This is a genomic window from Litorisediminivivens sp. KMU-197 (assembly GCF_056858395.1).
On record NZ_JBXEQG010000004.1, the window covers coordinates 343,271 to 357,349 of the forward strand.

Here is a 14,079-nt window from a genome sequence, read left to right on the forward strand (position 1 = left end):
GCTCACGCCCCCGCCAGCTTCGGGATGTCGGTCAGGTCTGAAAGGATTTCATGGGGGCGCCCCGGCAGTCGATCGACCGGATCGCCGGCGCGGTTGACCCAGACGGTGTGGAAGCCGTAGGCCGCCGCGCCCGCCGCATCCCAGCCATTCGACGACACGAAAAGCACCTCATCCGGCGCGCAGCCAAAGCGCTGGCCGACGAGGTCATAAACCTGCCGCGCCGGCTTGAAGATGCCAACGCTTTCGACCGACAGTACATCGTCCAGCATCTCGCCCAGCCCGGCGCTGTCCACCGCGCCCGACAGCATGTCGGGCGAACCGTTGGACAGGATCGCGGTGTTTCGCCCGGCCGCCTTCAGCGCCGCCAGCATCTTCGGCACCTCGGGATAGGCCTCGAGCTCCCAGTAAAGCGCCAGCAGGCGTTCGCGCAGCGTGGCGTCGCCGTCCAGCCCCTCGGCCTCGAGCGCCCAATCCAGCCCGTCCTGCGTAACCTGCCAGAAATCACAGTGGTCGTCAGTGATCGCGCGCAGCCAGGTGTATTGCAGCTGCTTGGCGCGCCAATGCGCGGCCAGCGCGGGCCATTTGTCCGCCCAGTGATCCTGTCCCGGCTCCGCCGCGGCCAGCCGAGCGGCTGCGGCGACATCGAAGAGCGTGCCATAAGCGTCGAAAATGCAGGTGGTGATGGTCATGTGCGGCGGGCCTCCCGATTACTGCGGTCGGGCGCATCATGCAGATGCCCGCAGCAAAGACCAGCCCGTGCGGGACGGCTCAGTCAACCCGGTAGAAGTGTTCCGACGGCACCCGGATCTTCCAGCTGACGCCCTCCGGCCCCAGGTCATAGCGTGCCGGGGCCGACAGCATCGAGGGTGCGAGGCTGGTGAGCACGGTGCTGCCGAAGCCCTTGGAAGCAGCGTCGGGCCGGGTGACCTCGATGCCGGTTTCGCGCCATAGCAGATGCAGTTCCGCCCCGGGCCCGCCATCGTCCTGCAACGACCAGCGGATCGCAATCCTGCCGTTCTGGTCCTGCAGGGCACCGTGTTTGACCGAGTTGGTCGCCAACTCGTGCAAGGCCATGCCAATAGTCTGTACCGACTGCGGTGTGAGATCGACGTCGGGACCTTCTATGACGATTCGATCGTCCTGCGGCGCGGCAAAAGGCGTCAGGTGACGATCCACCAGATCACGCAGGGCCACCGTGGTCCAGGCCGAGCCCACAAGCAGTTCGGTTGAACTTGCAAGCGACTGGACGCGGGCGTCGAAGGCCGCGAGGAACCCCTCCAGCGTCGAGGCCCGTCGCGCGGTCTGTCGCTGGATTGCCGAAACGATGCCCAACATGTTCTTGGCGCGGTGGATTACTTCATGCGCGATCAGGTCGCGCGCCTTCTCAGCCTTGCGGATTTCGGTCACGTCGCGGTGAATGGCGGACAGCGCCACCACCTCGCCGGCGGCGCTGCGGATCGGCGCACAGCTGATCCAGACCAGCCGCTCGGCGCCACTCTTGGCGATGCGCGGTGCCTCGAAAGTCTCAAGCGCGCCTGAGATGATCTCGTCGCGGTATTGCTCCACCCGTTTTGGCCAGCCCTCGGGATAGATGAATTCCATCGACTGCCCGATCGCCTCGTCGGCGGTGTGGCCATACAGCCGTTGGGCCGCCGGGTTCCAGGTGATGATCTTGCCGTCGAGATCGTAGCTGATGATGGCATCGTTCGAGGTGACGACCAGTGCCTTCATCGCGCTGGACTGGATGAAAGCCTTTTCGACCTCCTCGCGCTGTACGTGGCGGGTGGTGATGTTGCGGTGCTGAACGATCAGGTAGCGCGCACCCTTGTAGAGCAGCCTGCTTGCCGTCAGTTCGAACCAGCGCTTGGTCGTCGGGCTGTGACACGGGTATTCGCACTTGAACGGATGTCCGGTGCTCAGCGTACGCTCGAACCCGTCGGGGATCAGGCTGGCCTCGGCGCTGGAGGGCCCGGAAGCCCCGCGACAGATGCCAAGATAGTTGCTGCCCAAGTAGCAGTCGGTCGCGTCGCCACCGTTTTCGATGCAGAACTGTCGCCACGGCGTATTGACCGCGATGATTACTCCCTCGGCGTCGAGAATGATCACCTCGTCGTGCATGGCTTCGATGAACGTGCCAACATCGAGCCCGTCAAGCACCTGGCGGTTGTGATCCAAAATCGGTCCTGTTCCCCTGTCGCGCACATGCCCAGAGGGCTTTGGCCAAAGCAAAATCTCGATCTTGCAATACTAGTGCTCCCGGTAATGGTTTTCTACAAATTTGTCAGAAATATCTGGGCCGAGGCCGCCGGATGCCCCTGTGCGCGTGCGCGCGCGACGCGGTCTGCTACGGGTTGCGGGGGGCGTCGTGGGTGAGGGCCGGTTTGCCTTTTCCACCGCACTCCGCTACTTTGCGCGCTCGCAACAGGAGAACCCGCCGGGGCGGCGGCCTCCCCCTTTCATCCCCACACCTTCGGAGATTGCATGAACCAGGTCAAAACTGGCGACACGGTTGCCATTCATTATACCGGAACTCTGGCCGATGGCGCCACGTTCGACAGCTCGCAGGGCCGCGACCCGCTGGAATTCACCGTCGGTTCCGGTCAGATCATTCCCGGCCTCGACAAAGCGCTTCCGGGCATGGAAGTGGGCGACAAGAAAGTGGTCGAGATTGCGGCCGACGAAGCCTATGGCCAGCCCGATCCCAACGCCCGTCAGGCGGTCCCACGATCCGAAATCCCGGCCGAGATCCCGCTCGACCTGGGCACCCAGTTGCAGGTTCAGACGCCCACGGGCCAGCAGATGCCGGTGACGGTGGTCGAGGTGACCGACGACGAGGTGACGCTGGACGCCAATCACCCGCTGGCCGGCAAGGATCTGACCTTCGCCATTGAGCTGATGGATATCAAGGCCGCCTGAGACACGCTGCCTGTCGCCACGCCTGCGCGTGACGACACGCCGGGGGCTCTTCCCCTAACGCTTCCCGGAAATTCCTGAACGAACCAATGGCGCGCGCCCGATCATCGGGCCCGCGTCAGTAATGCACGGTCACCACGACTGAATCACCATAGGCGCCGATCGGGGCCGGCTGGCCGGAATAGATGCGGCCGTAGACGTTGTAGCGCTGCGTGTAGCCGGTGCCGCTACCGGTGGCCCGCTGCGCAGGTTCTTGCCCCCAAGGCAGGCTGCGCCCCGGATCGCGGAACAGCCCGTAGGTCAGGCTGGCGATGCCGTTGCTCATGCGGCGATACGCCGGATCGGTAACGCCAGTGCCGTTGCCCATGCCCATCGAGACAGTGTATTCGGCGCCCGACGTGCAGCGCACATCGACAGCGGCCTGCGCGTCCGCCGGCGTGCCATCGAGGCTGCTGATCCGGCCGAAATCCATGGTGCCGACGTCCAGTTCGCAGCTCGCGACAGTCTCCGCGGTGACGCGGAAGTCAGGCACCGGGCGGCTCTGGGCAAAGAGGTCGCAGCTGAGAATGCCGTAGCTCATTTCGACGTGCGCCGGGCCGGAGAACAGCGACTGGTAGAGGCCGGCATCGAACTCGGTGCCATTGGCGAGGATCTCGGCATAGACCGGGATAGTGACCTCGCCGCTGACCTGCGCGATCGGCACCGTGACGAAGACCTCGTTCAGGGTTCCGAAGGCCTGACCGTGACCGCCCAGCCGCATCTGCCAGGCCAGCCGCTGGCCGGACGGCCCCATCATGTAGCGCGGGGCATTGCCGCCGCCGGCCCCGCCAGTGCCGGGGCCGAAGCGGACGCAGACCCCCACCGGGACCAGTGTGTTTGAACAGCTAACCGTCAGCGTGCCCGAGGTGCGATGCACCGAGCCTTGCCGCAGGCTGACCGCCCCGAAACTCAGATCGCTCATCCGGGCTTCGCAGGTGGCGGCCTGCACGGACCCGGCACCCAGAAGACCAAGGAAGAGGACCGTGAGCAGGAGGGCCAACCGCGCCATCTCAGCGGCACTCCACCGGGTCGATCACCGCCTGAACCTCGGTTCCGGGGCTATAGGTGAAGCGCGCCGTGCAACTGCCGGTGTCGAGATCGGCGGTCAGGGTGTTGCTGGCGCGCGGCGCCTCGATCCAGGTCTCGCCGTCATAACCGACGAAGGCCTCATCGCGCGTGCCGGAGACCCGCACCGGCGTGCCCGGCGGCAGCACCCGACCGGTGGCGTCACGCATCACCACCAGCACGCCGCCCTGCGCGTTGCCGCCGAAGTCGATGTACTTGCCGCCGCCCCGCTGCGGCACCATCTCGGCGGCCGATACGCCCAGCGACGCCTGATCGGGCAGGTCGCGCACATTGACCGAAAGCCGATTGCGGCGATAGGCGTTCAGCCCGTTGACCAGCACCCGCCCGCGCGCGTTGCTGCGCGCCACCGGGCGATTGTCGAGGTAGACTGGCACGTTCCCTACGCCGACGTCGACCACGGCAAAGCCGTCCTCGACCGGATTGCCCATGGCGAGGGCACCGCCGGCCAGGGCCACCGCACCGTCGGCCTGGGCGCGCAGGAACAGCCCGTCGCCCTGGGTCTGCACTTCACCGGTGAGCTCGGCGTATCGGCTACGATAATTGCCCTTCAGCCGCAGCGGCATCTCGTCGTCGCGGCGCGCGATCTGCGCGTTGTAGCCCCACGCGCCGATGCCTTCACCCATGGCGCGGCTGACCGAGACGTCCTGCGTCTCGTGCCCCGAACTGTCGCGATACGCGCTGGCCTGTCCGTAGGTGCGCTTGCCGAGCTTCATCGACAACCCGAGCGACAGGCGCACGTCTTCGGTTTCAAGGTTGTAGGTCCCGTTGACGCTGAATGAGCCGCGCCCTCCGACAAGCGGTGCGCCATAGGACAACGAGGCCAGCCGATCGTGCGAGGTCTCGCGTCGCGAATCCACATAGGCCAGCCCCAGTCGGCGTTTCGACTTGGTAACCGGCACCGAAACGCCGATCACGTCCTGGGACAGCGGAACCTCGAGCAGGCTGCCCCGCGTACCGCCGATGTCGCTCAGGTAGTCGAGCCCGGTGACGAAGGCGAGGTCGGCAAAACCCGGCTCGGTCCGGGTCGACGAGGTGTGCAGGTCGATGCCGCCGATTTCGGTCTTCATGTCGAGCTGTGCGAAACCGCCGGTGACGCCTTCGAAGTCGCTGGCTGCGACGGCCAGCCGAACCTGGCCCAGCGATAGCGGAACCGCGGTCATGCCGAGCCCGGACAATTGCAGGCGGTCGGTGGCGCTGTAATGCGCGTCGAGGGTGACCTTGTCGCTCAGGCCGTAGCGTAGGCTGGCGGTGACGACGGTGGCGTCGCCGTAGCGATCGCTTTCGATCCCGAAGGCCTCGCGCGGGCGGCCTATCGCCAGCGAATAATCCGCCATGCCCTTTTTCATCAGCCCTGAGGTCGCGAAGAAGGACACCGTACGCCGCGTGACGCCGCCGTCTATACCGCGCACCACGATCTCGGCGTCGCCGCCACCCTGCACCGGCAGATCCTCCAGCCGGAACGGCCCGTCCTCGACCTCGGCCGAGAAAACGCGGCTGTTGTCGATGAAGACATCCACCGCCGAGGGCACCGCCGCCGCGCCCGAATAGGACAGCCGCTGGTCGGTGATCAGATCCGATCGCAGCGAGAAGTCGCGCTTGATCTGCACCCCGCCCAAGCGGATCGGACGCGCCCACGAGGGGCCGGTAGTGGTGAAATCGCCTACGGTGAAACTCAGTGCCTTGCCGGGGAAATCCTTGGTGAAGGCAGTCTCGAGCCGCAGCGCCCGGCCTTTCCCGGAGTTTTCGCCCAGCGGCGTTGTGATGAACCCGGTGCTGCTCAGCCGGCCGAAGGGCGCGAAGACGCGGCCGTCAAGCGAACTTGTCACCTGTCCGGTCTGGTTGCCGTAGCGTTCGCCCAGTCCGAAATCGACCGACGAGGAATAGTTCAGCACCGCCCCGAAATCGCCGTCGGCTGGTTCAAAGTCGGGCTGACGCGCGGCCGAGACCACGCTGGGATAGAGCACCTCGTGCGGCGCGGCGATATGCAGCGCCTGTTCCTTTTCGTCATAATGGTATGTCACGCCGTCGATCGCCGTCAGGGGCACCTCGGCGCCCAGACCCAGCGGCGGACGGATGCCGAGCTGCTTCAGCTCGTCTCGCGGAGCGGTCATCTGCGTGCCATCCAGCCTGCCGGTGAACTCGGCCACCTTGCCGGTCCGTTTGCCGTTGATGGTAACCTCCAGAAACAGCGGGACCAGCGGCGCGCCGGGACCGTCGTTGATCTCGGCGGTGACGGTCAGCGGCTCATTCACGAAGGCCTGCGCCACTGCTTCGGCGGCAAGGCCCAGCGCAATCAGCGCGTATACGAGTCGGGGCAATTTCATTGGTCATTACCGGAGGCGCAGCCCGCGTCGCAGGCCGCGCCGATCCGTTCATCCTGTGCGGTGATCAGGAATTGAAGCAGAGCGGCACGGAATGCCGGACCTGCAACTTGACGGCCTGTCCGCTTTGCTCGCGGCCGGGCAGCCGGTCCACCAGCACGCGGTAGCATTCCTGCCCGCGCACGGCGCGGCGCTTGGTCCGCATAACCCGCACCGTCAGTTCCTGCCGGGGGCGCAACTGCGCCATCGGCGGGCTGACCACGACGTCCCGCGTCGGTTTGATGTAATCCAACCCGCGACGCGGATCCCAGGCGACCACGCGCAGTTGGACGACCGATGACTGACGCCCGCCAGCCGTGACGGTCAGCGTGGTCTGTTTGCTCTGGCCGGGGACGATCAGCTTGGTCGGAGAGACCGCGAGGCTGTCGGCTTGGGCCAGCGCCGGAGCGCAGGCCAGAACAGATGCGAGGATGGCACGTTTCGCGCCGTTGAGAAGTGAGCTGTTTTTCATGACTGCAACCTTTTCGGTTCTGTTATCTGCTCGCGCGGGGACTTCAGTAGGACAGCGTCACCAGAAGCGTATCGCTATAGGCGCCGGCCGAATAATCACCGATAGGGATCTGGCCGTAGACCGAGATCGGCTGCGGCACCAACGCGGTCACGCTCTGATCGTAGATCGTGCCGTCGAGCCCGACTTCGGCGGTGCGGGCCGAATTGGAGAAGATCGAATAGGGAATGTAAGTGGTCCCCGAAATCATCCGGCGCTTCGTTGCGGTCGGGTTCAGACCGCCACCGACCTTGACGTTGATTGCGGTTTGCGAGGCCGTGCAAAGCACCGTGAGCAGGCCGGGCGTGGTCTCATTGGTGACGGTCGAAGGGTCGATGGTCAGAAACGACATGGCCGTGGTCGTGGTCAGCGTGCAGCTGTTGGCGACAACGGCCGTGACGCCAAGCTCCGATGTTGTGGTCTGGGCGGCCATCACCGGTGCGGCGGTCGCCGCAGCCAACGACAGGCACACTGCCATCATTGAGGGGTATTTCATGTCAATCTCCGTAAAATTCTACTCGTGTTCGGAGATGAACATCAGCTTTGATTCGGGCGCATTTGTGTCCCTTCAAAGCATTGAATTTGTTCAATTTAAAAGGAGAACTGACAAACAAGCAGTCGCCTTGGACGGAAACTGAGATTCTCTAAGGCCTTTGAAACATGAGGATTTCCTTAGCGCACCAAATCGCGCGCCCAGGTAGCTCAACCCCAGGACGACGGAATTCGGCCCGGGTCAACGGGAATTTCGGATAGGATCATGACTCAACCGGTCAGTTTCGGGTACCAGCGAACCTCTCTTGCCACGCCTCGCGCTCGTCGTCGGCGATCTTGCGGAAGGTCACATCGGGCACCGCGAAGGTGTGTCCGGCCGGCAAAACGCCCAGCGCAGTGGCCAGATCTTCAGGCCAAGCGTCGTCGCTGCTGTGCATCGCCTGCATCAGTTGCGCGCAGGCATCGGGGATGAACGGGCGCGAAATCACCGCGTAGAGCCGGATCAGGTTCAGCGCCAGCCGGATCTGCGCCGCCGCCTGTTCAGGATCGGTCTTGAAGGTCGACCAGGGCGCCGCGTCCTGAAGGTATTCGTTGCCCGCCACCCAGATCGCGCGCAGCTCCTGCGCGGCTTTGCGGACCTCGATGGCCTCCATGTGCGCCTCATAGGCCCGAAGCCGTTTGCCCAGTTCCGCGATCAACCTCTCTTCACGCTCGCCATAGTCGCCGCCCTCCGGCACCGCCTCGCCGAACTTTGAGCGGCAGAACTTGGTCACGCGCGAGACGAAGTTGCCCAGAACGTCCGCAAGGTCCTTATTCACCGAGGCCTGGAAGTTTTCCCACGTGAATTCGCTGTCCGAGCTTTCGGGCGCGTGGCTCAGCAGCCACCAGCGCCAGTAATCCGCAGGCAGGATCGCCAGTGCCTGATCCATGAACACCCCCCTGCCCTGCGAGGTGCTAAACTGTCCACCATCATAGTTGAGGTAGTTGAACGACTTGATGTAATCCACCAACTTCCACGGCTCACCGCTCCCGAGGATCGTCGCCGGGAAACTCAGCGTGTGGAACGGCACGTTGTCCTTGCCCATGAACTGGGTATAGCGTACGTCCTCGGCGCCCTTGTCAGTGCGCCACCAGCGCTGCCAGTCCGCGTCGGACTTGCCATTGGCCTCTGCCCATTCGCCGGCGCAGGCGATATATTCGATCGGCGCGTCGAACCAGACGTAGAAGACCTTGCCCTCCATCCCCGGCCAATCCTCGCTGCCTTTCTTCACTGGAATGCCCCAGTCGAGGTCGCGGGTGATCCCGCGGTCCTGAAGCCCGTCACCGTCGTTCAGCCACTTCTTGGCAATCGAGGTGGTCAGCACCGGCCAGTCGGCCTTACCGTCGATCCACTCTTCCAGTTGTCCGCGCATTTCGGACTGGCGCAGGTAAAGGTGTTTGGTTTCGCGCACCTCAAGGTCGGTGGAGCCTGAAATCGCGCTGCGCGGCTCGATCAGGTCGGTGGGGTCGAGCTGCTTGGTGCAGTTCTCGCATTGGTCGCCACGCGCCCGGTCATACCCGCAGTTGGGGCAGGTCCCCTCGATATAGCGGTCCGGCAGGAAGCGACCGTCGGCGTGGGAAAAGACTTGCTTTTCGCTCACCTCGCGGATCAATCCGGCCTCGGCTAGTTTGCCAGCGAAATGCTGCGTCAGCGCATGGTTCTGCGGCGAAGACGAGCGTCCGAAGTGATCGAACGACAACCGGAAGCCCTCGGCGATCTCGGACTGCACGGCATGCATCTCGCGGCAATATTCATCGACCGGCTTGCCGGCCTTGGCCGCCGCCAGTTCCGCCGGGGTGCCATGTTCGTCTGTGGCGCACAGGAACATCACCTCGTTGCCGCGCGCCCGCTGGTACCGGGCAAACAGATCGGCCGGCAATTGCGAGCCGATCAGATTCCCCAGATGCTTGATCCCGTTGATATAGGGAATGGCCGAGGTGATGAGATGGCGTGTCATGGACGTCCCCGCAGTGTGATTTCGCCCCGTTTAGCGCAGTGCGTCCGGCGGGACCAGACGGCATCACGTTTTGGCGGCGTCCATCAAATCCTCGATGAAAAGAGACAGCAGCTGCGACCGGCCCGAAACCTCGGCCTTGCGATAGATGGCGTTCGTCTGCGCCTTGACGGTGCCCTCGGAGGTTTTGCGCAACTCGGCTATCTCGGCGGTCGAGAACCCCTTGACGGAAAACAGCGCCACGTCGCGTTCGGCGGGGGTAAGACCCCAGTCAGTGAACCGCTGTTCCAGCACGTCCAGAAACGCGCCCGAGGCGATGCGCAGGCTTTCTTCTGCGCGCTGCTGCCGACGGAGCGACCGCAGCAGCAGTGACCCGCTGACCAAGGTGCCGAGGATCAGGCCGGCGACGGCGCCGATCTCGACCAGTTCATAGAACACCCAGGCCACGGGCACGAGTTCGAGCCCGAGCAAGACGGCAACAATGTCGAACAGGAGAAACAGGCCGCAGAACAATTGCAGCAGCGTGAGCAGCGCGAATGCGATGTATCCATTCACGACAGCGACCCAGCAGCGCAGACCTCAGTCGTCGTCATCATCGTCGTCATCTTCGCTGTCGTCGTCGTCTTCGCTGTCGTCCTCGTCGTCATCGTCCGGCTCATCGTCCTCGTCCGGCTCATCCGCCTCGTCATCATCGTCGTCGTCGGACGGGTCGTCGCCCTGACCGGACGTCGTGCGTGCCGACGATGGGCCTGACCTTGGCTTCGCAGGGTCCGTGGCAAAGCGACGGTCGAGGTAATCGCGCAGCACATCGCCGGTGGCCGGGTTGATGACGATCTCGCGCCGTCCCTGCGGTCCGGTCGCCACAAATCTCAGACGGCCCAGAAGCGTCCGGCTGATCCTGATCTGACGATAGCCTTGCCGGGTCAGGTCCCGAATGATCCGATCCTTTGAGGTCTGCCCGAAAACGGGAGCGCCGAAGACCAACGATACAGTGGTCAGTCCGCCCAAAAATTTGCGTCTGTGCATCGTTGGCCTCCGACGATCCGTGTCCGCCTGCCTTCAGGCGTCCGCGAGTGACCTTCTATCAGTCGTCGTCTTCCTCGTCATCGCCATCGTCGTCATCATCGTCGTCGTCATCGTCATCGTCATCGTCATCGTCGCCGTCATCGTTGTCGTTGTCGTCGTCTTCCTCGCCGTCATCTTCTTCATCATCATCGTCGTCGTCGTCGTCGTCGTCGTCGTCAAGGAAGTCCTCGTCTTCGCTCTCGATCTCAATGCCGGGGCTGGTATCTTCGCCGATGCGGACGGTTTCGTTCTCCTGCTTGAGGATCCGGCCGGTGGCATTGTCATAGACAAGCTCGACCTTTGTGGTGCCCCGGATGGCCTCAACCTTGGTCTGCGTCGGGCCGTTTTCGATCTCGATCCGCTGGAAGCCCTGCCTCTGCATCTCGGCGATGATCTGATCGTTCAGCGATTGTGCCATGGCCATCGATCCGGCCAGAACCATTGCGGCGGTGGTACCAAGAAATCTGCTGCGTTTCATGTTCGCTCTCCTGTGGTTTGCACGTCTCGGCGCCCCGTTCGATACGGCGCCCGCGGCACTTCCAACCGTGGATCGCAGCGCCCCCATTTGGCGATAAACCCAAGGCAAAAGGCCATAAACTCAGGTTTATGCCCCACAAGAAACGCCTAACGCCCGCCGAATGGCGGGCGTTGTCCGTGCAAATCGTCCCTGCAAACCGGGGAAAGAAAGTCAGTCGCCCTCGTCCATGTCGAAGCCAAGGTGCTTCGCCACCGCGAAAATGTCCTTATCGCCGCGCCCGCACATGTTCATGATGATCAGGTGATCCTTCGGCAGCTCCGGCGCGATTTTCATCACGTGGGCCAGCGCATGGCAGGGCTCTAGCGCCGGGATGATACCCTCGGCCTCGCAGCAGACCTGAAACGCCTCCAGCGCCTCTTTGTCGGTGATCGCCACGTATTCGGCGCGCCCGGTGTCATGCAGCCACGAATGCTCGGGTCCGATGCCGGGATAATCGAGGCCCGCCGAGATCGAGTAGCCTTCGAGGATCTGCCCGTCGGCGTCCTGAAGCAGATACGTCCGGTTGCCATGCAGCACGCCGGGGCGCCCGCCGGTGAGCGAAGCGCAATGCTCCATCTTGTCATTCACGCCCTTGCCGCCGGCCTCGACGCCGATGATGCGGACGTCCTTGTCGTCAAGGAAGGGATAGAACAACCCCATGGCATTTGACCCGCCGCCGATAGCGGCAATGATGGTGTCGGGAAGACGGCCCTCGGCCTCCTGCATCTGTTCCTTGGCTTCCTTGCCGATAATCGACTGGAAGTCGCGCACCATCGCCGGATACGGGTGCGGCCCGGCCACGGTGCCAATGCAATAGAAGGTGTCGCGCACGTTGGTCACCCAGTCGCGCAGCGCGTCGTTCATCGCGTCCTTCAGCGTGCCGCGGCCAGAGGTCACCGGCACCACCTCGGCACCCAGCAGACGCATGCGGAAGACGTTGGGCTTTTGCCGCTCGACGTCGTGCGCGCCCATGTAGACCACGCACTTCAGCCCAAACTTGGCGCAGACAGTGGCAGTGGCCACGCCATGCTGGCCGGCGCCGGTCTCGGCGATGATCCGGGTCTTGCCCATGCGTCGCGCCAACAGGATCTGGCCCAGCACATTGTTGATCTTGTGCGCACCGGTGTGGTTCAGCTCGTCGCGCTTCATATAGACCTTGGCGCCGCCCAGCCGCTCGGTCAGACCTTCCGCGAAATAAAGCGGGCTCGGCCGGCCGACGTAGTGCTTCCACAGGTGCTCCATCTCGTCCCAGAAGCCCTTGTCGGTCTTGGCCTTCTCGTATTCCTCTTCCAGCGACAGGATCAGCGGCATCAGGGTTTCCGACACGAAGCGCCCGCCGTGGATGCCAAAGCGGCCGTTCTCGTCGGGGCCGGTCATGAAGGAGTTGAACAGGTCGTTGGACATCGGAGCCTCCGGAGTTATCGCCGCCCTGAATACCGCCGCACGCCGTGGAACGAAAGCGCTAAAGCAGGATGTTTTCGGGCGGGCCGACCGGGCGGGAAAAAGGCGTTAAGCGGAGGTTGGCAAGGCGGCATTGGGTGCGTGGTGTCATAGGGTGTGCCCCTGACCAACGCAACGCTGAGCCGCGCAGCTGCCGACCTCGGGGAGGCGAACCGACGTGGTGCAGGGCACTTTATCGCTCAGTCACCGTCGTACTCGGACCGTCGCGCATCCCTCACCATATCGCCTCCCCGGAGGGAGGTCGGCAACGCGAGGGAACGTGCAGCCTTGCGACGGCCCGGACATCTCTTTCACATCCTCCGCACGGCAACCTGCCACTTGCCCTTTGCCCGCAACCTCGCGTAAACCGCGCCAGAACTATTCTGGCAGGACGACGCCATGCCCTTACTGGTGATGAAATTTGGTGGCACTTCCGTCGCCACGCTCGACCGCATCCGCCGTGCCGCCAAACGGGTCGGCGTGGAGGTGGCCAAGGGCTATGACGTGATCGTCATCGTCTCGGCCATGTCGGGCGAGACCAACAAGCTGGTGGGCTATGTCAACGAGACCTCGCCGCTGTTCGACGCCCGCGAATACGACGCCGTGGTGTCGAGCGGAGAGAACGTCACCGCCGGGCTGATGGCGCTGACCTTGCAGGAGATGGACGTGCCGGCGCGCAGCTGGCAGGGCTGGCAGGTGCCGCTGAAGACCACCAACGCCCATGCCGCCGCCCGCATCGTCGAGATCCCCACCGACAACATTAACGCCAAGTTCGGCGAAGGCATGCAGGTCGCCGTGGTCGCGGGCTTTCAGGGCATCGGCCCGGACGGGCGCATCACCACGCTGGGCCGCGGCGGCAGCGACACCACCGCCGTGGCCTTCGCCGCCGCCTTCGGGGCCGAGCGCTGCGACATCTACACCGACGTCGACGGCATCTACACCACCGATCCGCGGATCTGCGAAAACGCCCGCAAGCTGGACAAGATCGCCTTCGAGGAAATGCTCGAATTGGCGTCGCTGGGCGCCAAGGTGCTGCAAACCCGCTCTGTCGAGCTGGCGATGCGTTACAATGTGAAGCTGCGGGTGCTGTCCAGCTTCGAGGAACAATCGGACGAGGCCGGCACGCTGGTCTGCGACGAGGAGGAAATCATGGAACTGAATGTTGTCTCCGGCGTGGCCTATTCGCGTGATGAAGCCAAGATGACCCTGATCTCGGTCGCCGACCGCCCCGGCATCGCCGCCGCCATCTTCGGCCCGCTGTCCGAGGCCGGCGTGAACGTCGACATGATCGTGCAGAACATCGCCGAGGAAGGCCGCACCGACATGACCTTTTCGTGCCCCACCGATCAGGTGAAACGGGCGGAAAAGGCAATGGAGGACGCCAAGACCTCGGGCGCGATCAACTATCACGACATTGTCGCCGACACCGGGGTCGCCAAGGTCTCGGTCGTGGGCATCGGTATGCGCAGCCACGCCGGCGTGGCCGCGAAGATGTTCAAGGTACTCTCGGATGAGGGTATCAACATCAAGGTCATTACAACCTCAGAGATAAAGATTTCTGTTCTGATCGACCGGAAATATATGGAACTCGCCGTGCAGGCCCTGCATGATGCGTTCGAACTGGAAAAGGCCGCCTGACGGATCGCGACCCTGCGACAGGGTGCG

General features: G+C 63.9%; 13 protein-coding genes. 2 read left to right on the plus strand and 11 right to left on the minus strand.

What is annotated here, in order from left to right:
- Window positions 1-2 precede the first annotated feature (2 nt).
- On the minus strand, window positions 3-689 hold the full coding sequence (locus AC04PT_RS11740; RefSeq protein WP_482873872.1) for a haloacid dehalogenase type II: 687 nt from the start codon (window positions 687-689) through the stop codon (window positions 3-5).
- Between the two features lie 79 nt (window positions 690-768).
- Window positions 769-2,175 carry a sensor histidine kinase gene (locus tag AC04PT_RS11745; RefSeq protein ID WP_482873873.1) on the minus strand — a complete coding sequence of 469 codons (1,407 nt, stop codon included), beginning with the start codon at window positions 2,173-2,175 and terminating at the stop codon, window positions 769-771.
- 306 nt (window positions 2,176-2,481) lie between these two features.
- Between AC04PT_RS11745 and AC04PT_RS11750 the strand changes: the two genes are divergently transcribed.
- A complete protein-coding gene (locus AC04PT_RS11750) occupies window positions 2,482-2,916 on the plus strand; it encodes an FKBP-type peptidyl-prolyl cis-trans isomerase (RefSeq protein WP_482873874.1) in 435 nt (144 codons plus the stop codon).
- Between the two features lie 115 nt (window positions 2,917-3,031).
- Here the strand turns inward: AC04PT_RS11750 and AC04PT_RS11755 are convergent, their stop codons facing one another.
- The 9 genes from AC04PT_RS11755 to trpB form a co-directional block, all read right to left on the minus strand.
- A complete protein-coding gene (locus AC04PT_RS11755; protein WP_482873875.1) occupies window positions 3,032-3,961 on the minus strand; it encodes a Csu type fimbrial protein in 930 nt (309 codons plus the stop codon).
- Window position 3,962: 1 nt separating this feature from the next.
- Window positions 3,963-6,362, minus strand: a complete 2,400-nt coding sequence (locus AC04PT_RS11760; protein WP_482873876.1) for a fimbria/pilus outer membrane usher protein — start codon at window positions 6,360-6,362, stop codon at window positions 3,963-3,965.
- Window positions 6,363-6,426: 64 nt separating this feature from the next.
- Window positions 6,427-6,870 (minus strand): fimbrial biogenesis chaperone, encoded by a 444-nt coding sequence (locus AC04PT_RS11765; protein WP_482873877.1) that lies wholly within the window; start codon window positions 6,868-6,870, stop codon window positions 6,427-6,429.
- Between the two features lie 43 nt (window positions 6,871-6,913).
- Window positions 6,914-7,402, minus strand: a complete 489-nt coding sequence (locus AC04PT_RS11770) for a Csu type fimbrial protein (protein WP_482873878.1) — start codon at window positions 7,400-7,402, stop codon at window positions 6,914-6,916.
- Between the two features lie 274 nt (window positions 7,403-7,676).
- The gene (metG, locus tag AC04PT_RS11775) at window positions 7,677-9,395 is read right to left on the minus strand and encodes a methionine--tRNA ligase (protein ID WP_482873879.1); all 1,719 of its coding nucleotides are present in this window, start codon (window positions 9,393-9,395) and stop codon (window positions 7,677-7,679) included.
- 63 nt (window positions 9,396-9,458) lie between these two features.
- Window positions 9,459-9,947, minus strand: coding sequence for a helix-turn-helix transcriptional regulator (locus AC04PT_RS11780; protein WP_482873880.1), 489 nt, complete (start codon window positions 9,945-9,947; stop codon window positions 9,459-9,461).
- 24 nt (window positions 9,948-9,971) lie between these two features.
- Entirely contained in the window at window positions 9,972-10,418 is a 447-nt protein-coding gene (locus tag AC04PT_RS11785) for a hypothetical protein (protein WP_482873881.1), read from the minus strand.
- A gap of 58 nt (window positions 10,419-10,476) precedes the next feature.
- Window positions 10,477-10,935, minus strand: coding sequence for a PepSY domain-containing protein (locus tag AC04PT_RS11790; RefSeq protein ID WP_482873882.1), 459 nt, complete (start codon window positions 10,933-10,935; stop codon window positions 10,477-10,479).
- 210 nt (window positions 10,936-11,145) lie between these two features.
- Window positions 11,146-12,378: a tryptophan synthase subunit beta gene (gene trpB / locus AC04PT_RS11795; RefSeq protein ID WP_482873883.1), complete on the minus strand. Its 1,233-nt coding sequence runs from the start codon at window positions 12,376-12,378 to the stop codon at window positions 11,146-11,148.
- A 435-nt stretch (window positions 12,379-12,813) separates the two neighbouring features.
- Between trpB and AC04PT_RS11800 the strand changes: the two genes are divergently transcribed.
- The gene (locus AC04PT_RS11800) at window positions 12,814-14,052 is read left to right on the plus strand and encodes an aspartate kinase (RefSeq protein ID WP_482873884.1); all 1,239 of its coding nucleotides are present in this window, start codon (window positions 12,814-12,816) and stop codon (window positions 14,050-14,052) included.
- Window positions 14,053-14,079 lie beyond the last annotated feature (27 nt).